This is a genomic window from Minwuia sp. (assembly GCF_048007105.1).
Classification (GTDB): domain Bacteria; phylum Pseudomonadota; class Alphaproteobacteria; order Minwuiales; family Minwuiaceae; genus Minwuia.
Map to the genome: position 1 here is coordinate 326,661 of NZ_CP180352.1, position 18,465 is coordinate 345,125.

The window sequence follows — 18,465 nt, forward strand, 5'->3', positions numbered from 1 at the left end:
CCGGCACCGACTGCCGTTCGCAGTTCTCGGGCGTATCGCGCGGCGTTACTCGGCCGCGACAGCCTCCAGACGCTCCAGGCCGTCACCATGACGCAGCAGGCGGCCCGAATAGGTCTCGGTCTGCTCGTCGTCCTTGATGGTGACCTCGCCGTTGACCAGCACGTAGCGGTAGCCCTTCGCCTTCTGGATCCGGCGCCACTCGCCGCCCGGCAGATCGTGGGCGATCTCGTCGGGCAGCACTTCCAGGTTCTCGTAGTCGTAGACCACGATGTCCGCCGGCGCGCCGAGGGTCAGCGTGCCGCGGCCGGTGAAGCCCGCCACCTGGGCCGGCAGGGCCGACAGGCGCCAGTGCGCCTCTTCCAGGCTGATCATGCCGTTGTCGCGGACGATCTTGCAGATGGTCTCGGTCGGGTAGCGGCCTGCGGTCAGGAACTTGGTGTGCGCACCGCCGTCGGAGACGCCGAACAGGACATACGGGTCGTCGACGATCTCCTTCAGATACTCCAGGCTGCCGTTCGGCGGGGCGGCGAAGAACTCGGTCTCCAGATCCTCCTCGACCGCCATGTCCAGCATGACGTCGACCGGATGCTTGCCCATCTTCTGCCCGGCCAGCGCCAGGGTGTGGTCTTCCCACTGCTTGTTCTTCTCGAGCTGCGGGCCGACGATGACGATATCGACCAGCGGACCGGTCGCGGTCTGTGGCATCTGGTCCTTCATCGCCTGGCGGCGGGCCGGATCGGCGAGCTTCTGCTTGCGCTCCTCGAAGGTGCCGGTGGTCGCCTCGCGCCACGCCTCGGAATCGTCGAACAGGTTCCAGTTCTCGAAGGTGAAGGTGAAGCCGGCGTCGGTGGTGAGGCCCTGCCCGACCACGCGGATGCCCCGCTCCCGGCAGCTCTTCAGCCACTCAAGCACACGCCGGTGAATCTCGGGACGGTGATCGAACGCCTGGACCACGTTCATGATCATCGGGCGGCCCGAAATCTCGGCCATTTCCTCGTAGAACTTCTGGTCCTTGGCGTTGTCGCCGGAGACCAGCAGCATCTGCATGAAGCCCTCGTTGCGGTCCCGCAGCACGTTGGCGAGCACGCGGCAGGTCTCGTCATGCATGACGTCCGTCGGCATCGGCGTGCCGTCGAAGTCGCGCTGCACCGAGGCCGGGCCGTCGGGAATCATGCGCTGGGCCGACCAGCCGCAGCCGCCGGCATTCATGCTTTCATGCAGCAGGCGGGCGATCTCGCGATGCTCCTCCTCGGTCGGCATCTCGCCGGCCTTGGCGCGCTCGAAGCCCATGACCCAGATCAGCAGCGGGCCGATCGGCACGTAGGGCAGCAGGTTCATCGCCTTCGGCGTGCGGTCGACCGAGTCGAGGAATTCGGGGAAGGTCACCCAGTCCCAGGGCATGCCTTCCTTCATCGATTCCATCGGAATGGCCTCGACGCGGGTCATCGACATCATCGCGCGCTCGCGCATCTCCGGCGCGACCGGCGCGAAGCCGAAGCCGCAATTGCCGATCACCGCCGAGGTGATGCCGTGCCAGCCCGACAGCGTGCAGTACGGGTCCCAGAAGACCTGGGCGTCGTAGTGGGTGTGCAGATCGACGAAGCCCGGCGCGACGACCAGGCCGCTGGCGTCGATCACCTCGTCCGCATCCTTCGGATCGATGTGGCCGATCTCGGCGATGACGCCGTCCCTGATGCCGATGTCGCCGCGGAAGCGCGGCGTGCGCGTCCCGTCGACAACCATGCCGTTGCGGATAACGCGGTCGAAGCGTGCCATGTCTCAATCTCCCCATATGGCCCTGAACGATCGTTCAGTGGAAAATCGCACAAGGCCCCTGCGGTGGCAACCGCTAATCGTCCGGCAGAATGGGAATGGTGTCAGACGCCGAGCAGGGAAAGCACGAAACGGACGTATTCCTCGGCCAGTTCGTCGGGCGTCTTCGGGCCCTCGGCGCGGTACCAGCCGGCGACCGCCGTGCACATGTTCAGGATCGCCAGATTGGCCTCATGCGGCGCATCCGTCCTGAAGCTGCCGTCTGCGATTCCGGCTGCGATCACCCCATCGAACAGCCGGGAGATCGCGTCACGGCTCCGTACGACCTCGCGCCGGTTCTCCGGCCCCAGGGCGCGGAGTTCTGTGTTGGCGACGAAGCTCTCGGCCTGGCGTTCGGTATGGAAGCGGACATGCACCCGGACCATCGCCGCCAGCTGGTCCGCCGGCCGCCGCCGGCGCCGTCCCGCGCCCGGACCAGTTCGGTCTCCAGATCGTCGGTCACCCCCAGCATCAGGGTGCGCAGGATCTCTTCCTTGTTGGGGTAGTGATAGTAGATCAGCGCGATGCTGACCCCGGCCCGCTTTGCGATGGCGCGGATCGAGGTGCCGTGAAAGCCCGCTTCCTCGAAGGCGTCGAGCGCCGCCTTCAGGATCAGCGGCGCGCCGGCCTGGGCGTCCGCCGCAGCGGTCTTTTCCGGTTTCGCCAAGACGGTTCCTCTGTCGGGTCGGGTGTCAGGTCCGCTTAGCCCAGCGCAGCCCCAATGAAAAGGGGCCGCGCCAATGGCGCAGCCCCTCCTGTTTCCAGCCGGCGGGCAGGCGGGCCAGAACGGCCAGCCGCAATCCGCCGCCGTATCAGCGCTTCGAGAACTGGAAGCTGCGGCGCGCCTTGGCCCGGCCGTACTTCTTGCGCTCGACCACGCGCGGGTCGCGGGTCAGGAAGCCGGCCTTCTTCAGCACCGGACGCAGATCCGGCTCGTAGAGGGTCAGCGCCTTGGAGATGCCGTGACGGACAGCGCCCGCCTGCCCCGAAAGGCCGCCGCCGGCGACCGTGACGTAGACGTCGAACTGGTTCTCGCGGTTGGTCAGCCTGAACGGCTGCTGCACGATCTGGCGCAGCACCGGGCGCGCGAAGTAGATGTCCAGCTCGCGGCCATTGACCATGATGCGGCCGACGCCGGCCTTGACCCACACGCGGGCCACGGCGTCCTTGCGCTTGCCGGTCGCATAGGAACGGCCATGCTCGTCGATCTGCGGCTCGACCGGCTCCGGGGCATCCTCGACGCCCATCGCCTGGCCCAGGCCGGCGAGATCGGTGACGGTGCTCTCTTCGGCCGTCTGAAGTTCTTCAGCCATCCTGGCTCTACCTCGCGTTCTTCGTGTTCAGTGCCTTGAAGTCGATGACTTCCGGCTGCGCACCCTGGTGGGGATGCTCCGCGCCCGCATAGACGCGCAGGTTCTTGAACTGCTGGCGGCCCAGCGGACCCTTCGGCAGCATGCGCTCGATCGCCTTCTCGACGACACGCTCCGGGAACTCGCCTTCCAGGATGTCGCGGGCGGTGCGCTGCTTGATGCCGCCGGGATAGCCGGTGTGCCAGTAGTACAGCTTGTCGTCGCGCTTGAAGCCGGTCATCTTCACCTTGTCGGCGTTGATGATGATGACGTTGTCGCCATCGTCCATGTGCGGGGTGAAGGACGGCTTGTGCTTGCCGCGCAGGCGGCTGGCCGCGAAGGCCGCGAGCCGGCCCAGAACCACGTCTTCGGCGTCGATCAGAATCCACTTCTTCTCGATCGTCGCCGGCGTGGCGGAGAAGGTCTTCATGGGTCGTATCCTCTAGAGGCGTCGGCCGGAGACCCTCGCGGACCGCCGACATGATTGCGAAGCCGCGCTTCTACGCCCCGCAAATGAGGCCGTCAACCCCGTTAAATGACGGAAATGCATGTATTTTCATGCGTGGTATACAGGTATTACAGACCGATTTGCGATCCCGGACGGCCCGTTTCAGGCCCAGTAGCCGGGACGGTTCGCGGTCTTCTCTGCTGCGGCCGATTCCTGCTTCTGCATGACATATCTGAGCTTTTGCCGCGCGGCGCGGGACAGGGCCTCGCGGCCGGCGCTGGCGGGACCCACCAGAATGGCCTCGGTTCCGGTCTCGCCGTCAATGGCGGCAACACGGACCATGTCGTCGATGACGGTGTATTCAAGCAGCACGTCGCTCATCACGGATTCCTCGCAGACCGGCCGGGCAGTCTGGCAGGGAAAGGTGAAGCCGCTGTTAACCCTCAGGCCGCGCGGGCGTGCTCCGGAATCGGCACGCCGTCCAGCTCGGGCTGCACCTCGGCCACGAAGCGGCGCGTCTGCTCCATCAGGTCGGCGTCGTCGGCCCCGATCGGACGCAGGATGAACTTCGTCGCCCCCGCATCGGCATATTCGGCGAGGCGCTTCAGGATCGTTCCGCCGTCGCCAACGATGAAGTAGTCCGACGGATCGCGGCGCAGCCGCTTCTCGAAGCGTTCCATCTCCTGGGCCACGGGCGCGTCGTCCGGGCTGCCGAAGCGGAAGGGGAAGGCCGCGCCGAAATGATCCTCCGGCACGCGGCGGCCCTGATCCTGCGCGGTCTTGCGGATGGCCTGGATGACGGGACGCAACTGCTCGGGCGTCTCGAAGGCCGCCTGCCAGCCAGTGCCGTATTTCGCGGTGCGGTTCACAGCTGCCTTGGTCGAACCGCCGATCCACATCGGGATGTTCGGATTGACCGGCACCGGCGAGATGCGCGCGCCCTTCAGCTTGAAGAAGCGGCCCTCGTGATCGACGGTCTCGCCTTTCCAGAGCCGCATGATGATCTCCAGCGCCTCGTCGGATTTCGCACCGCGGCCCTCGGTCGGCGTCCCCGTCGCCTCCCAGTCCGGCGCCAGCTTGGAGCCGATGCCGAAGGCCGGCAGCATGCGACCGCCGCCCGAAAGGTAGTCGATGGTCGCGATCTGCTTGGCCAGCAGCACCGGTTCCCTGAGCGCCAGCGAGGCGACATTCATGCCGAACTTCAGTTTCTTGGTGCGGCCGGCGACGGCGGCCAGCGCCACCATCGGCTCCAGATGCACCCGTGAGGAGGCGATGCGATCCGACTGCCAGTAGCTGTTGACGCCGCCCGCCTCCAGCAGGTCGATCCAGTCCCAGAAGGCGTCCGCCCCGCTGAAGGGCAGTTCGCCGAACCCCATTCCGACCCGTACCGGCATGGCCTTATCTCCTCCCGTGGACTGGCGCCGAGCGCCGTTCGCTTCCACAATAGTGGCGCGGGAGGAGCCGCAAGCAAAGGGGAGGAACCAATGGCGCTGAGCTTGGCGGAGGGCATGAAATTCGGCTTCCAGGCCCACAACTGGACGCGCGAGGCCGCGATTGCCGCGGTGAAGCTGGCCGAAGAGAACGGCTATGACAGCATGTGGGCGGGCGATCACATCCTGTTCGCGGTGCCGATCATCGATCCGCTGCTGCAGCTGGCGCAGGTCGCGGCGCTCTCTGACAAGATCACGGTCGGCACCTGCGTCTACCTGCTGGCGCTGCGCCATCCGACGGCGACGGCCAAGCTGGCCTCGACGCTGGATCACCTCTCCGGCGGGCGTTTCATCCTGGGCACCGGCGTCGGCGGCGAGTTTCCCATCGAGTTCGAGGCCAACGCCATCCCGCACAACGAACGCGGCGCTCGGGTCTCGGAATCCATCGAGGTCATCCGCAAGTATTTCACCGGCGAGAAGATCGAGCATCACGGGAAGCATTTCGACATTCCGCCCTCGCAGATGCTGCCGGCGCCGGTGACGCCCGGCGGCCCGCCCATCTGGGTCGGCGGCCGCTCGAAGGCCGCGCTGAAGCGCGCCGGCACGCTGTGCGACGGCTGGGTCAGCTATGTCGTGACGCCGGAGATGTATGCGGAGTCGCTCGCCGAGATCGAAACCCACTACGACGCCGCAGGCCGCACCGATACCTATGGCAGCGCGCATCTGCTGTTCTTCCGCATCGACGACGATTACGACACCGCCTGGGACAAGGCGACGGCCCATCTCACCCGCCGCTACGCCATGGACTTCCGAAAGCCGGCGAAGCGCTATGCCGCGCTCGGCTCGCCGCAGGAGGTCGCGGACACGATCCGGCGGTTCCACGCCGCCGGCGTGCGGCACATCATCCTCGATCCGACCGGACCGGACGGCGAGGAGCACGCGCAGATCGCCCGTTTCGGGCAGGAGGTGCGGCCCCTTCTGAGCGATCTCGGCTGACAGCGGAACCAAAAGCGCCGTCTGAGCGTACCATCGGCGGATGAAAGCCTTCGCCGCCCTGCTGGACCGCCTCGCCCATGTCCGTTCGCGGAACATGAAGGTGACGCTGATCCGCGATTATCTGGCCGAGACGCCGGATCCCGACCGCGGCTATGCGCTGGCGGCGCTGGCGGGCGAACTGGATCTCAAGACCGCCAAGCCCGCCATGATCCGCGAGCTGGTTGCCGGCCGCACCGATCCCCAGCTGTTCCGGCTGTCCTACGACTATGTGGGCGATCTGGCCGAGACGGCGGCGCTGATCTGGCCGGATCCAGAAACGGAAACGCAGTCGCCGCCGCTCGCGCAGGTGGTCGATGCGCTCAACGCAGCGAAACGCAAGGACGTCCCCGCGCTGGTCGAATCCTGGCTGGACGGGCTCGGCGCGGACGGCCGCTGGGCTTTGCTGAAGCTTATCACCGGCGGGCTTCGCGTCGGCGTCTCCGCGCGGCTGGCGCGGACGGCGCTCGCGGAGATGGGCGAACCGGCGATCGACGAGATCGAGGAAGTCTGGCACGCGCTGTCGCCGCCCTATGGCCCGCTGTTCGACTGGATTGAGGGCCGGGCGGCGAAGCCGTCGCTGGAGGACGCGCTGGTCTTCCGCCCGCTGATGCTGGCGCATCCGTTGGAGGAACCGGACCGCCAGCGGCTGGAACCTGCGGACTTCCGAGCCGAATGGAAGTGGGACGGCATCCGGGTCCAGCTGGTGCTGAAGGACGGCGAAGCCCGCCTGTTCAGCCGCACCGGCGACGACATCTCCGGCGCCTTTCCCGATCTGCTGGACGGACTATCGGGCGATGCCGTCGCCGACGGCGAGCTTCTGGTCCTGCGCGACGGTGAGGCGGGCACGTTCAACGAACTGCAGCAGCGCCTGAACCGGAAGACGGTCACCGCGAAGATGATGCGGGAGAGCCCCGCCGGGATCCGCCTCTACGATATCCTGTTCGACGGTGCGGAAGACCTGCGCGGCCTGCCCTTCGACATGAGGCGCCAGCGGCTGGAACACTGGGCCGCCACCACCCGGGACTCCAGGCTCGACCTCTCACCGCTGGTGCCGTTCGACGGGCTGGATCATCTGGACCGCCTGCGCGCCGAGCCGCCGCATCCGGCGATCGAAGGGCTGATGCTGAAGCGCGGCGACAGCCCCTACCTGCCCGGACGGCCGAAGGGGCACTGGTACAAGTGGAAGCGCGATCCCTTCACCGCCGACTGCGTGATGATGTACGCCCAGCGCGGACACGGGAAACGCTCCTCGCTCTATTCCGATTTCACCTTCGGCGCCTGGCGGGACGGCGACGGCGGCGCGGAGATCGTGCCGGTCGGCAAGGCCTATTTCGGCTTCACAGACGCCGAGCTGGCGGAGCTGGACAGGTTCGTCCGCACCCACACCGTGGACCGCTACGGTCCGGTGCGTGCGGTCGAGCAGAAGCTTGTGCTGGAGGTCGCTTTCTACGGCATCCACCGGTCGACGCGCCACAAGTCCGGCGTCGCCATGCGCTTCCCGCGCATCAGCCGCATCCGCTGGGACAAGCCGGCGGACGAGGCCGACCGTCTGGAAACGCTGGAGAAGTTGATCGAGGGCACCGAAGCCGCGGCGGCGGCCGTGTAGCGTCGCGCCATGGCCCGCACCTACCGAAGACGCTTCACCTTCGAGTTCGCCCACCCGGTCGAGACCGTGTGGCCGGCGCTGGCCGACACCGCGCGTTTCAACGAGGCGGCGGGCTTTCCCAAGCACCGAATCGAGGAGGTCGAGCAGGAAGACGGCAGCGTCCGTCTGTTCGCCGAGGGAACGGTTTCCGGCACCGAACTGGCCTGGGAGGAATTTCCGGTCGAATGGGTCTATGGCCGCTGGTTCTGGCATTGGCGCGAGTTCTCGAAGGGCCCCTTCGCCACCATCGGCGCCATGGTCGAGTTCGAGAGGACGGATGCCGGTTGTCTCTGCCACTACGAGGTCAGCGCCACCGCGCGGACCGCGCTGGGCCACCTGATCCTGAACACCGGCTTCTTCCCGAGGGCGGAGAAGGACTTCCGGCGGCTCTGCGGTCAGGTCGGCGCCTGGGCCGACGGCGTCCAGCCCGTCCCCTACACGGTCGAGCCCTACAGACCGGGCGCTGTGGAGATGAGCCGCATCGAGGACATGATCCGCCGGCTGGACGAATCCGACTACGGCCACGGGCTGGGGCGGCGGCTTGTCGACTGGGTGCTGGCCGTGCAGGAAGTGGATCTGGTGCGCATCCGCCCCTACAGCCTGGCCCGTGAACTGGGCGTGGAGAAGCGGCAGATGGTCGAGACCATGCTGCAGGCCGTCCGCACCGGCCTGTTGCAGCAGCGCTGGGATCTGCTCTGTCCGCGCTGCCGGGGCGCCAAGGTTTCGGTCGACGGGCTGGACCAGTTGCCCGAAGAGGCGCACTGCACCTCCTGCGCGATCGACTACGCCCGCGACTTCGACCGCAACGTCGAGTTGACCTTCACACCGGCGGAGATGCTGCGTCCGGTCTATGACGGCGAATACTGTCTCGGCGGCCCGATGACGACGCCGCACGTAATGGCCCAGGTCCGGCTGGAGCCGAATGCGCGGACGGAATGGCCCGGGGACCTGCCGCCCGGCCCCTACCGCGTGCGCGATCTGCGCGGCGGCCCCTATGCCGAGATCGGCCATGACGGCGGCGCCTGGCCCGACGTGGTGCTGACCGAGGACGCCGTCCGGCTCGGCGGGCGCGGCGAACCCGGCGCGCTCGGATTCGACAACCGCGACCGCGCGCGCCGCTACGCCGTGATCGAACGCCGCGACTGGGCCGCCGATGCGCTGACCGCCGCCGAAGTGGCGACGCTGCAGGCCTTCCGCGATCTCTGCGCGGCCCAGGCGCTGCGGCCCGGCGACAGCGCCGGCGTCAGCCAGGTGGCGCTGATGTTCACCGACCTGAAGAACTCGACCGAGATGTTCGAACGGCAGGGTGACGGCCCCGCCTATGCCCTGGTCCGGGAGCACTTCGCGTGGATCGCCGGCATCGTCCGCCGGCACGACGGCGGCATCGTGAAGACCATGGGCGACGCGGTACTGGCCGCCTTCTCGGACCCGCGGCGCGCGCTCTACGCGGCGCTCGCCATCCAGGAGGAGATCGCCGCCTTCAACAGCCGCAACGGCTCGCACCTGACCATCCGGATCGGGCTGAACGCCGGGCCGGCGCTGGCGGTGACGTTGAACGGACGGCTGGACTATTTCGGCCACACGCCGAACCTCGCCGCACGTCTGGAAGGCCAGTCGCAGGGTGGCGACATCGCCTTCTCCGAGGGCATGTATGCGGACCCGACCATTCAGCCCATCGCGCAGGAGCGGGACGCCGTCCACGAGACCGCGCCGCTCCGCGGCATCGGTGCGGAGATCTCCTACTGGCGCATCGTCTGGCCGAAGGATCCGCCGAACGCGTTCTAGGGCGTCTTGCCGGTCTCTTCGAGCAGACAGGCGAGCGCCTGGTCCCGGTCGGTCGAACAGTCGATGGGCATGGTCGGATCTGCCTCCGCCCAGGCAATGAAGGCCTTCACGAGAAGCAGTTCCGCCTCGGTTGCGACAACAATCGAGGTGCGGGCCCGGTCTCCGCGAGCGGCATAGTGTAGACCGGTTTCGCGAGCGATTTCCCTGAAATCGGCCGCCGGGATGTTCACCAGCGTCCCCGGCGCGAAGCTCCAGAGGACCAGCGGCGTCGCGTGGACGCTGTAGTAGTCGTGGACATGACGGATGATCTCGGAACTGGCAACAGCGGTCGAGACCCTGAACTCGACGAAGTCGCCATGTTCCACGGTTTCAATCGGCATGATGGCACCTGTCGCGGCCAGCCGCTCCGCTATCAGAGCTTCCGCGCGATGATTTCCTTCATGATCTCGTTGGTGCCGGCATAGATCCGCTGCACGCGGGCGTCGGCATACATGCGACTGATCGGATACTCGGTCATGAAGCCGTAGCCGCCGAACAGCTGAAGGCATTCGTCGATCATCTTGTTCTGCATGTCGGAGGCCCACCACTTGGCCATCGACGCGGTTTCGGCGTCGAGTTCGTCACGCAGCAGCTTCGACATGCAGTCATCGACGAAGGACCGCGCGACCTGCGCAATGGTCTTCACCTCGGCCAGCTTGAAGCGGGTGTTCTGGAATTCGATCAGCGGCTGGCCGAAGGCGTTGCGCTCCTTGCAGTACTCGACTGTCAGGTCCAGTGCGGTCTCGATCGCCTGCGCCGCCGAGATCGCCACCTGCAGGCGCTCCCAGGCCAGTTCCTGCATCAGGTACTGGAAGCCCTTGCCTTCCTCGCCGAGGATTCGGTCGGCGGGGATGCGGACATTCTCGAAGAACAGCTCCGAGGTGTCCTGCGCCTTCAAGCCCAGCTTCTTCAGCCGGCGGCCCTTGTCGAAGCCCTGGTCGCCACGCTCGAGCATTACCAGCGAGGTACCCTTGGCGCCCTTGGTCGGGTCGGTCTTGGCGACCACGATGACAACGTCGGCGTGCCAGCCATTGGTGATGAAGGTCTTCTGGCCGTTGACGACGATCTCGTTGCCGTCCTTCAGCGCGGTGGTCTTGACCGCCTGCAGGTCCGATCCGGTGCCCGGCTCCGACATGGCGATGGCGCCGATCATCTCGCCGGTCGCCATCTTCGGCAGGTACTTCTGCTTCTGCTCTTCGGAGCCGTAGCGAAGGATGTAGGGGGCGACGATCTCGTTGTGCAGCCCGAAACCCAGGCCCGTGAGGTTCTGGCGCTGCACCTCCTCGAACAGGATCATGCTGTAGAGCCGGTCCGCTCCGGCCCCGCCATACTCCTCGGGCATCGAGATGCAGAGGAAGCCGAGCTCGCCGGCCTTGGTCCAGGCGGTGCGGTCGACATAGCCCTGCTCCTCCCACTTCTCGTGGTGAGGGGCGACCTCGTCGGCCAGAAACTTCCTGATGGAGTTGCGGAAGATCTCGTGATCTTCGGTGAACAGCTCGCGCTGCAGGCCCATCGTCTTTCTCCCCGGTCGGATGCGTCTTGCTGCCTGTCCTTATAGAGCAGCCCGGCGCATCACCGGAAGAGCCAGGACGCCTCAGACCCCCGCCGACCAGTCCTGCTTCATCAGCGGCAGTTCGCGCACCCGCCGGCCGGTCAGCCGGAACAGGGCATTGGCGACCGCCGGCGCGATGGGCGGCGTGCCCGGTTCGCCGGCGCCGCCCGGCGCCTCGGCCGAGGGCATGATGACCGTCTCGATCTCCGGCATGTTCGCCATCCGGATGACCTCGTAGTCGGGGAAGTTCGACTGCTGCGGCTCGCCGTTCTCGAAGGTGATCTCGCCCCAGAGCGCCGCGGACAGGCCATAGACGATGCCGCTTTCCATCTGGGCCACCAGGGTATCGGGATTGATGACGATGCCGCAGTCGATGGCGCAGGCCACGCGGTGCACGCGGGGGGCGCCATTCTCGATGGAGACCTCAGCCACCTGCGCGACGATCGCGCCGAAGCTCTCGTGCAGGGCGATACCGAGCGCCCGCCCCTCGGCGGCCGGCCTGTCCCAGCCCGCCTTCGCCGCGGCCTCGTCCAGCACCTTCAGATAGCGCGGATGGTCGCGCAGCAGATGGCGGCGGTACCGGTAGGGGTCCTGCCCGGCCTTGTGCGCCAGTTCGTCGATGACGCTCTCGGTGAAGAAGGCGTTGTGGGAGTGCCCGACCGACCGCCAGAACCCGATCCGCATCGGCACCCGGCTGAGGATATGTTCGACCCGGATATCCGGTGTCCGGTAGGGCAGCCATGCCGCGCCATCGACCGTGGTCCGGTCCGGACCGGCGTCGGAGCCGAAGGGCAGGTAGCGCTGCGTCGCCTGGCCGGAAACCGAGGGGCCGACCACCTTGTTCCGCCACGCCGCCGGATAGCCGTCGGGATCCAGCGTCACCCGGAAATGGGACAGGCCCGCCGGGCGGTAGGTGTCGTTCTTCATGTCCTCTTCACGGGACCAGATCAGCTTCACCGGACGGCCCGGCGCCTCCATCGCCAGCTTCACCGCCTGGCGCACGAAGTCCGGCTCCCCGCGACGGCCGAAACCGCCGCCCAGATAGGTGACATGGACGGTCACGTTTGCCTCGTCCAGATCCGCCTCGCCGGCGGCGATCCAGCGCATCACGCCCGGCGCCTGGGTCGGCGCCCAGACCTGAAGCGTCTCGTTCTGCATCAGCGCGGTACAGCTCATCGGCTCCATCGTCGCGTGGGCGAGGAAGGGTGCGCGGTAGGTCGCCTCGAACACGTCCGACGCCGTCTCCAGCCGCTCGACCGCATCGCCGTCGTCCTGATAGACGAAACCGTCTTCGCCCAGGGCAGCCTCGAACTGACGGAAGATGTCGTCGCTCGAACCCTGCCAGGCCTCGGCCATTTCCCAGTCGATGGCCAGCGAATCGACCGCCTTCTTCGCCCGCCAGTAGCTGTCGGCGATCACCGCGATGCCGCCCGGCACCGCCGTCGCCTTGTGCACGCCCGGCATCCGGGCGACATCGGCGGGGTTGAAGCGCTTCACGGTGGCGCCGACGACCGGCGTATGGCGCAGCGTCGCGTAGAGCATGCCCGGCAGCTTCACATCGGCGCCGAAAACGGCCGAACCATCGACCTTGGCGGGAACATCCAGACGGGCGACCGGCGTGCCGATCAGCCGGAACGCCGAAGGCTGCTTCAGGACCAGCGTCTCGGGCGGGCTCTTGGTCGCCGCCCGTTTCGATACCTCGCCATAACCGACCGAGCGGCCGCTCGCCGCATGGGTGACGATGCCATTCTCCGCCTTCAGTTCGCCCGCCGAGACATCCAGTTGCTCCGCCGCCGCGGCCAGCAGCATCGCCTTCGCCGCCGCACCGGCCTCCCGCATCGGGCCCCAGGCCGCCCGGACGCTGGTCGAACCGCCGGTCGCCTGAACGCCGATCAGCTTCGACAGCCAGCGGCCGGCATCCCTTGCGCTCTCCGCCATGAAGCTCTCGTCATGCGGGCCGAAGGGGAAGCCTTCGGGCAGCATCACCTCGTTGACATAGACCGGGTCGACTTCGGCATCGACGATGCGGACCTTCGACCAGTCCGCGTCGAGTTCCTCGGCCAGAATCATGGGCAGCGAGGTCTGCACTCCCTGCCCCATCTCGCTGCGCGGGACGGCAATCGTGGTGGTGCCGTCGGCGGCGATCTTCACCCAGGCGTTCAGCGCGGTCTCGCCGTCGCCCGGGTTCATCAGTTCGTCGGCGCTTGCGCCCTCGGACGGCGTTAGGAAGCGCCAGCCCACGACCAGGGCGCCGGCGGCGACGGCGCCGCCGATCAGGAAGGCGCGGCGGGAACGGCGTTTGGGCCTGGCCATGATCCAGCTCTCCCGGTTCAGGCGCCGGCGGCGCGATGGATCGCGCGGCGGATGCGGCTGTAGGTACCGCAACGGCAGATATTGGTGATGGCCTCGTCGATCTCGGCGTCGCTCGGCGCCGGATTGTCCGCCAGCAGCGAAGCCGCGGCCATGATCATGCCCGACTGGCAATAGCCGCACTGGGGCACCTGCTCGTCGATCCAGGCCTGTTGCAGACGGCCGTTGGCGTCGCCCTGGCCCAGCCCCTCGATGGTCGTGACCTCCGAACCCTCGACAGCCTCGACTGGCAGCACGCAGGTCCGCGTCGCGACGCCGTCCACATGGACGGTGCAGGCGCCGCAGGCGGCAACGCCGCAACCGAACTTGGTGCCGGTCAGGCCCACCGTGTCGCGCAGCACCCAGAGCAGCGGCGTGTCGCCCTCGACATCGACGCTGACGTCCTTGCCGTTGAGCCTGAACCGAGCCATCCGAACCTCCCGAACAATGGCCGGCAGGGCGCCTGCGCCCGCCTTCAGATGATCGTCAAGATAATAAGTGACCGCTGGTCAGTTATCAAGCGCAGCCTTCAGCAACGCGGCGATTCCCGGACGCACCGAGGATGCGAAATCCGGCCGGAACTTCGCGAACTCGGGCCGGGAAACAACGGCGCGCGCCGCCTTCGGCGGATCCGCCAGCTGCCAGAGGCCGATCACCAGCGCGTAGGTCTGCAGCAGCAGTGTCGGCCCTTCGCCGGGCTTCAGACCGGGGAAGCGGTCCTCGACCAGTTCACCCAGTTGCGAAAGTCCGCCCGAGGTCGCCTGCTTGAAGGCGACCACGGCGGCCTCGGGCACCTGCCGTTCCAGCGTACCGTGGCACTGCGCCGCCAGCCGCAGCATGACGGTGCGCTCCAGCAGGTCGCGGGTCATCCAGTCGGCGATCTTCTCGGCATCCAGCGCGCCGGTCTCCAGCGCCTCGGCGATGGAACCGATCCAGTCGCCCAGTTCCTGGGTCAACAGCGCAAGGAACATCTCTTCCTTGGCGCCGAAATAGAGATAGACCGTGCCCTTGGCGAGACCGGCCCGGCGCGCAACCTGATCGACGGACGGCACCTCGCCGCCGGATTCGGCGAACAGATCGCGGGCGGCCTCGAGGATCGCCTGCCGCCGGGCGGCCTTCTCTTCGTCGCCGCGGGCGCGCCGGGGACGGGCTGTGGATGTCGTGTCGGGCATAGCTGACCCAAAGTCAGCAAAGCCGGGGATAGTGTCAAGCCGCCTTGTCGGGCAAGCATGGCGCATATGCCGCTGCAGAGAGCGCAATGGAACTAGAACGGTTTGCGGCCTAGTTTGCGGCTCATGGCCGCACACGATCATCCCAAGCCGACACCGCATGTCGATGCGGAAGCGGCTGCTGCTGCCGAGAAGCGCCGCCGCGGCGTTCTCGTCGGCATGGGCTATCTGGTTCTGTCGGGCCTGATCTTCGCCGCCTTCACCGCCGTGATCCGCTGGCTCTCGAGCGACCTGCATCCGGCCGAGACCGCCTTCATCCGCTATCTGTTCGGCTTCCTGATCCTGCTTCCGATCTTCCTCGGGGGCCGGCGTCGCGAACTCCGGACCAAGCGCCCGGTCATGCATATCGTGCGCGGCATCATCCACGGCACGGGCGTGCTGCTCTGGTTCTACGCCATTTCCAAGATCACGCTGGCCGAGGTCACGGCGCTCGCCTTCACCTCGCCGGTCTGGGCGACGATCGGCGCCTTCCTGTTCCTCGGCGAGGATGTCCGCATGCGCCGCGTCATCGCGGTCCTGATCGGACTGCTGGGGGCGATGATCGTCCTGTTCGGCCTGCCGACCAGCATGGAGGAACTTTCCGCCAACCTGAGCGCGCTCGGCCTCGGCCAGGCCGCGATCCTGGTCTCGGCGCCCCTGTTCGCGTGTTCCAAGGTCATGACCAAGCGGCTGACGGAAACCGAAAGCACCACGGCCATCGTCGCCTGGCTGTCGATGACCGTCACCGTCGTGCTGTTCGTCCCCGCACTGGCCGTCTGGCGCTGGCCCAGCCCCGAGGAATGGTTCTGGCTCGCCGTCGTCGCCGGCATGGCGACTACCGCGCATATCTGCATGACCCGGGCCTGGCGCGCCGCCGACATCTCGGTGACTCAGCCGGCCGAGTTCCTGCAGCTGGTCTGGGCCTCGCTGATCGGTATCTACATGTTCGGCGAGACGCCGACGCTGGGCATCTGGATCGGCGGCGCCGTCATCGTCGGCTCCGCGACCTATATCGCCCAGCGCGAGGTCGCGACCCGGAAACGCGAGAAAGCGGCGGAAGCTGTTGCGGCCTGAGCCTCAGTGGCTATGGTTCGCCCCGGGGGACAGTCCAGGGAGCATTTGATGGCCGACCAGAACCAGCTTTTCGTCGACGGCGTCTTCAACGTCGCGATCCAGGACGGCGCCGTGCGCGTCGACTTCTTCCAGCTGTCGCCGACCCAGCGCGATGCAGAGGGCAAGCCGGCCCGGCAGTTCGCCCATCGGCTCGTGATGTCGCCGCAGGGTTTCCTGCAGACCTATTCCGCCATGGACCAGCTGGTGCGCCAGCTTGAGGAACGCGGTCTGGTGCAGCGCAAGGACGGCGCCGCCAGCACGACCGCGGACACACTGCCGGACACGGACGCCAAGACCAAGAAGTAGGCTCCGGCCGCCGGCTGGGGAGGGCCGGGCGCCATGCGGGATCTGATAGACGATCTGAACCGCCGGCGCGCGGCGCTGGCCGGGCACGGCGGCCCCGCCAAGGTCGAACGCCAGCGCGCGGCGGGCAAGAAGACAGCCCGCGAGCGCGTGGCCATGCTTCTCGATGACGGCAGTTTCGAGGAGATTGGCGGGCTTGCCGACCACGCGCACACGCCCGTCACCCCGGTCAAGAACAAGCTGACACCGGCGGACGGGGTCGTCACCGGCTTCGGCACCGTAGACGGCCGTCCGGTCGGCGTCGTGTCCGAGGACTTCACCGTCATCGGCGGCTCGCTGGGCCTGATCAACTTCGAGAAGAAGTGCCGGATGATGGATCTCGCCACCCGGGACCGGGTGCCGATGGTCTGGCTGTTCGACGGCGCGGGGGCGCGGACGGACGAGTATATCGGTCAGGGCCTGGCGCCAATGCATCACTTCATGGTGCAGGCGAAGCTATCCGGCATGTCACCGCAGATCTGTGCGGTGATGGGGCCGAGCGCCGGCGATTCCTCGCTGCTGGCCGCGATGATGGAATTCATCGTCATGGTCCGCGGCACCTCGATGCTGGCCGCAGGCGGTCCGCCGCTGGTCGCCTCCGGCACCGGCGAGACCGTCGACAAGGAAGAACTCGGCGGGGCCGATCTGCACTGCTCGATTTCCGGCGTCGGAGACAATGCCGTCGATACGGAAGAGGAAGCCGTGGCGGCCCTGAAGGCCTGGCTTTCCTATCTGCCGACCAATGCCTGGGCGTACCCTCCTTCGATCGTGCCGGACGACGATCCGCAACGCGGCGACGAGGAACTGCTGGACATCATCCCGGAGAACCGCCGCCGGCCCTACGACATGAAGAAGATCGTCCATGCGGTGGTCGACCGCGGCAGCTTCTTCGAGGTCAAGCCGGACTACGCGAAGATGATGATCACCGGCTTCGCACGGCTCAACGGCCATCCCGTCGGCATCTGCGCCAACCAGCCGAAGGTGCTGTCGGGTGCCATCACTGCGGCCGCCGGCACCAAGCTGCGGCACTTCATGGACATCTGCGGCGCCTATCACGTGCCACTGGTCTTCCTCACCGACACGCCCGGCGTGATGACCGGCCCGAAGTCCGAGAAGGAAGCGGCGCTGCGGGTCGGCATGCAGGTCGCCCACAGCTTCGCCTTCTGCGATGTGCCGATCCTGACCGTGGTGGTGCACAAGGGCTTCGGCTACGGCGCGGCGGCGATGGGCGGCTACGGGGCCGACCAGTCCGCGGTGCTCGCCTGGCCGACCGCGGATTTCAACGCCATTCCGCTGGAGAGCGGCATCACCGCCGCCTACCGCGCGGAACTGGCGGCGTCGGAAGATCCGAAGAAGCTGCACGCCGATCTGACCGCCGAATACCAGCGGCTCTGCGGCGCAATTCCGGCAGCGGCGATGATGAAGGTCGACGATGTGATCGACCCTCGGGAGACCCGGCCGCGACTGATCCGGGCGCTGGAGCGGGCGCTGAACCGCCGCGCCGAAGCACCGTCGCCGACGCTCCGTCACGGGGTTCTGCCCTAGGCCTACTCGATGGGCGACAGCAGTTCCGGCGCGGTGACCAGCTGACGGACGCCGTGGGAATGGTCTTCCTTGAAGACGTTCCCGTTCTCGGCCCAGCGGTGCAGCGATGCGATATCCAGCCTCGCGCATTGCGGACGAACGCTCCAGGTGACCTGCAGCGGCGAGCAGATCTTCTGGGTGTATTTCGGCCCGGTGGTCGAGCCGCCGAAGACCACCGGCTCGCCGGTGCCTGTCGGCAGCGATTTCGGCTGATGCCGTCCCTTCACCACGTTGCCCTGATAGGCGAAGTCGCCGAAGTCGAGCGCGTCGGGGTCGTTCACCACCAGGAAGACCTGGGTTTCGACCCGCAGGGTCGGGTTGGCGCAGGCGTCGCTGAGACAGGAGCCGAGTCCCGGCCCGGGCGAGATGGCGCAGGACGTGTGCACCCAGTGCACCTCGATCGTGTCGCCCGGCTTCACCCCGTGATAGGCGCCGTGACCGTCAGCCGGATCCTTGAGTTCGGCTTCGGTCAGGGTATCGCTGTTGTTGCACTTGTAGCCGCCATGATCCCCCGGCCCGGCGAAGACCGAGAAGCCCGGTCCCTTGTGCTCGGCGTTGGTGTGCGTGTGGATGTTGCACAGGTTCATCGACGACGCGGCGGGCGCCAGCGGGAAGACCTGTGTGTTGCTGCCCGCCGCCGCGGCGATGTCTCTCGGCGTCTGCGGCCCGAAGCCGACGCAGGTCTCGCTGGCCGCGACCGGCGCGGCGATGGCGAAGACAGCGGCAAACGCCGCCGAATATCCGGATAGTTTCATTCCCGACCCCCTCTGTCGG

General features: G+C 67.3%; 18 protein-coding genes and 1 pseudogene. 6 read left to right on the forward strand and 13 right to left on the reverse strand.

Features of this window, described 5'->3' with window-relative positions:
* Positions 1-45 precede the first annotated feature (45 nt).
* The 7 genes and pseudogenes from ACMVY4_RS01580 to ACMVY4_RS01610 form a co-directional block, all read right to left on the reverse strand.
* On the reverse strand, positions 46-1,776 hold the full coding sequence (locus ACMVY4_RS01580; protein WP_416898454.1) for an N-acyl-D-amino-acid deacylase family protein: 1,731 nt from the start codon (positions 1,774-1,776) through the stop codon (positions 46-48).
* A gap of 101 nt (positions 1,777-1,877) precedes the next feature.
* The gene (locus tag ACMVY4_RS01585) at positions 1,878-2,198 is read right to left on the reverse strand and encodes a hypothetical protein (RefSeq protein WP_416898455.1); all 321 of its coding nucleotides are present in this window, start codon (positions 2,196-2,198) and stop codon (positions 1,878-1,880) included.
* A gap of 104 nt (positions 2,199-2,302) precedes the next feature.
* Positions 2,303-2,479 (reverse strand): annotated as a pseudogene (locus ACMVY4_RS01590) (TetR/AcrR family transcriptional regulator); the annotation flags it as partial.
* A 145-nt stretch (positions 2,480-2,624) separates the two neighbouring features.
* Positions 2,625-3,125 (reverse strand): 30S ribosomal protein S9, encoded by a 501-nt coding sequence (rpsI, locus tag ACMVY4_RS01595; protein ID WP_416898456.1) that lies wholly within the window; start codon positions 3,123-3,125, stop codon positions 2,625-2,627.
* Between the two features lie 7 nt (positions 3,126-3,132).
* Entirely contained in the window at positions 3,133-3,591 is a 459-nt protein-coding gene (gene rplM, locus ACMVY4_RS01600) for a 50S ribosomal protein L13 (RefSeq protein ID WP_416898457.1), read from the reverse strand.
* 180 nt (positions 3,592-3,771) lie between these two features.
* Entirely contained in the window at positions 3,772-3,990 is a 219-nt protein-coding gene (locus ACMVY4_RS01605; protein ID WP_416898458.1) for a DUF6898 family protein, read from the reverse strand.
* Positions 3,991-4,052: 62 nt separating this feature from the next.
* Positions 4,053-5,003 (reverse strand): LLM class flavin-dependent oxidoreductase, encoded by a 951-nt coding sequence (locus ACMVY4_RS01610; RefSeq protein ID WP_416898459.1) that lies wholly within the window; start codon positions 5,001-5,003, stop codon positions 4,053-4,055.
* A gap of 90 nt (positions 5,004-5,093) precedes the next feature.
* On the opposite strand from ACMVY4_RS01610, the gene ACMVY4_RS01615 reads away from it, so the two are divergent.
* Genes ACMVY4_RS01615 through ACMVY4_RS01625 form a run of 3 tightly spaced genes read left to right on the forward strand, consistent with a single transcriptional unit; the run spans position 5,094 to position 9,504 of the window.
* Positions 5,094-6,035, forward strand: a complete 942-nt coding sequence (locus ACMVY4_RS01615) for an LLM class flavin-dependent oxidoreductase (RefSeq protein WP_416898460.1) — start codon at positions 5,094-5,096, stop codon at positions 6,033-6,035.
* Positions 6,036-6,075: 40 nt separating this feature from the next.
* Complete coding sequence (locus ACMVY4_RS01620; protein WP_416898461.1) at positions 6,076-7,680, forward strand: cisplatin damage response ATP-dependent DNA ligase; 1,605 nt, start codon at positions 6,076-6,078, stop codon at positions 7,678-7,680.
* Between the two features lie 9 nt (positions 7,681-7,689).
* The gene (locus tag ACMVY4_RS01625) at positions 7,690-9,504 is read left to right on the forward strand and encodes an adenylate/guanylate cyclase domain-containing protein (protein ID WP_416898462.1); all 1,815 of its coding nucleotides are present in this window, start codon (positions 7,690-7,692) and stop codon (positions 9,502-9,504) included.
* Here the strand turns inward: ACMVY4_RS01625 and ACMVY4_RS01630 are convergent.
* The 5 genes from ACMVY4_RS01630 to ACMVY4_RS01650 form a co-directional block, all read right to left on the reverse strand.
* Positions 9,501-9,884 carry a hypothetical protein gene (locus ACMVY4_RS01630; protein ID WP_416898463.1) on the reverse strand — a complete coding sequence of 128 codons (384 nt, stop codon included), beginning with the start codon at positions 9,882-9,884 and terminating at the stop codon, positions 9,501-9,503. The two genes, ACMVY4_RS01625 and ACMVY4_RS01630, sit on opposite strands and share 4 nt — an antisense overlap.
* Before the next feature lie 32 nt (positions 9,885-9,916).
* The gene (locus tag ACMVY4_RS01635) at positions 9,917-11,056 is read right to left on the reverse strand and encodes an acyl-CoA dehydrogenase family protein (RefSeq protein ID WP_416898464.1); all 1,140 of its coding nucleotides are present in this window, start codon (positions 11,054-11,056) and stop codon (positions 9,917-9,919) included.
* Between the two features lie 81 nt (positions 11,057-11,137).
* Entirely contained in the window at positions 11,138-13,408 is a 2,271-nt protein-coding gene (locus ACMVY4_RS01640; protein WP_416898465.1) for a molybdopterin cofactor-binding domain-containing protein, read from the reverse strand.
* Between the two features lie 17 nt (positions 13,409-13,425).
* A complete protein-coding gene (locus ACMVY4_RS01645; protein WP_416898466.1) occupies positions 13,426-13,875 on the reverse strand; it encodes a (2Fe-2S)-binding protein in 450 nt (149 codons plus the stop codon).
* Between the two features lie 78 nt (positions 13,876-13,953).
* Positions 13,954-14,616: a TetR/AcrR family transcriptional regulator gene (locus tag ACMVY4_RS01650; RefSeq protein ID WP_416898467.1), complete on the reverse strand. Its 663-nt coding sequence runs from the start codon at positions 14,614-14,616 to the stop codon at positions 13,954-13,956.
* Positions 14,617-14,739: 123 nt separating this feature from the next.
* Between ACMVY4_RS01650 and ACMVY4_RS01655 the strand changes: the two genes are divergently transcribed.
* The 3 genes from ACMVY4_RS01655 to ACMVY4_RS01665 are packed head-to-tail and all read left to right on the forward strand — an operon-like array spanning position 14,740 to position 17,652.
* Entirely contained in the window at positions 14,740-15,726 is a 987-nt protein-coding gene (locus ACMVY4_RS01655; RefSeq protein ID WP_416898468.1) for a DMT family transporter, read from the forward strand.
* A gap of 48 nt (positions 15,727-15,774) precedes the next feature.
* A complete protein-coding gene (locus tag ACMVY4_RS01660) occupies positions 15,775-16,071 on the forward strand; it encodes a hypothetical protein (protein ID WP_416898469.1) in 297 nt (98 codons plus the stop codon).
* A gap of 33 nt (positions 16,072-16,104) precedes the next feature.
* On the forward strand, positions 16,105-17,652 hold the full coding sequence (locus ACMVY4_RS01665; RefSeq protein WP_416898470.1) for an acyl-CoA carboxylase subunit beta: 1,548 nt from the start codon (positions 16,105-16,107) through the stop codon (positions 17,650-17,652).
* A gap of 2 nt (positions 17,653-17,654) precedes the next feature.
* On the opposite strand, the gene ACMVY4_RS01670 is transcribed toward ACMVY4_RS01665, so the two are convergent.
* Positions 17,655-18,446, reverse strand: coding sequence for a delta-class carbonic anhydrase (locus ACMVY4_RS01670; RefSeq protein ID WP_416898471.1), 792 nt, complete (start codon positions 18,444-18,446; stop codon positions 17,655-17,657).
* Positions 18,447-18,465 lie beyond the last annotated feature (19 nt).

Excerpts from the sequence above, each read along its gene's own strand:
- ACMVY4_RS01665 (WP_416898470.1), top strand. The coding sequence starts at position 16,105 with ATGCGGGATCTGATAGACGATCTGAACCGCCGGCGCGCGGCGCTGGCC.
- rpsI (WP_416898456.1), bottom strand. The coding sequence starts at position 3,125 with ATGGCTGAAGAACTTCAGACGGCCGAAGAGAGCACCGTCACCGATCTC.
- ACMVY4_RS01660 (WP_416898469.1), top strand. The coding sequence starts at position 15,775 with ATGGCCGACCAGAACCAGCTTTTCGTCGACGGCGTCTTCAACGTCGCG.
- ACMVY4_RS01635 (WP_416898464.1), bottom strand. The coding sequence starts at position 11,056 with ATGGGCCTGCAGCGCGAGCTGTTCACCGAAGATCACGAGATCTTCCGC.
- ACMVY4_RS01610 (WP_416898459.1), bottom strand. The coding sequence starts at position 5,003 with ATGCCGGTACGGGTCGGAATGGGGTTCGGCGAACTGCCCTTCAGCGGG.
- ACMVY4_RS01650 (WP_416898467.1), bottom strand. The coding sequence starts at position 14,616 with ATGCCCGACACGACATCCACAGCCCGTCCCCGGCGCGCCCGCGGCGAC.
- ACMVY4_RS01655 (WP_416898468.1), top strand. The coding sequence starts at position 14,740 with ATGGCCGCACACGATCATCCCAAGCCGACACCGCATGTCGATGCGGAA.
- ACMVY4_RS01630 (WP_416898463.1), bottom strand. The coding sequence starts at position 9,884 with ATGCCGATTGAAACCGTGGAACATGGCGACTTCGTCGAGTTCAGGGTC.
- ACMVY4_RS01625 (WP_416898462.1), top strand. The coding sequence starts at position 7,690 with ATGGCCCGCACCTACCGAAGACGCTTCACCTTCGAGTTCGCCCACCCG.
- ACMVY4_RS01670 (WP_416898471.1), bottom strand. The coding sequence starts at position 18,446 with ATGAAACTATCCGGATATTCGGCGGCGTTTGCCGCTGTCTTCGCCATC.
- ACMVY4_RS01580 (WP_416898454.1), bottom strand. The coding sequence starts at position 1,776 with ATGGCACGCTTCGACCGCGTTATCCGCAACGGCATGGTTGTCGACGGG.
- ACMVY4_RS01605 (WP_416898458.1), bottom strand. The coding sequence starts at position 3,990 with ATGAGCGACGTGCTGCTTGAATACACCGTCATCGACGACATGGTCCGT.
- rplM (WP_416898457.1), bottom strand. The coding sequence starts at position 3,591 with ATGAAGACCTTCTCCGCCACGCCGGCGACGATCGAGAAGAAGTGGATT.
- ACMVY4_RS01615 (WP_416898460.1), top strand. The coding sequence starts at position 5,094 with ATGGCGCTGAGCTTGGCGGAGGGCATGAAATTCGGCTTCCAGGCCCAC.
- ACMVY4_RS01585 (WP_416898455.1), bottom strand. The coding sequence starts at position 2,198 with ATGGTCCGGGTGCATGTCCGCTTCCATACCGAACGCCAGGCCGAGAGC.
- ACMVY4_RS01640 (WP_416898465.1), bottom strand. The coding sequence starts at position 13,408 with ATGGCCAGGCCCAAACGCCGTTCCCGCCGCGCCTTCCTGATCGGCGGC.
- ACMVY4_RS01620 (WP_416898461.1), top strand. The coding sequence starts at position 6,076 with ATGAAAGCCTTCGCCGCCCTGCTGGACCGCCTCGCCCATGTCCGTTCG.
- ACMVY4_RS01645 (WP_416898466.1), bottom strand. The coding sequence starts at position 13,875 with ATGGCTCGGTTCAGGCTCAACGGCAAGGACGTCAGCGTCGATGTCGAG.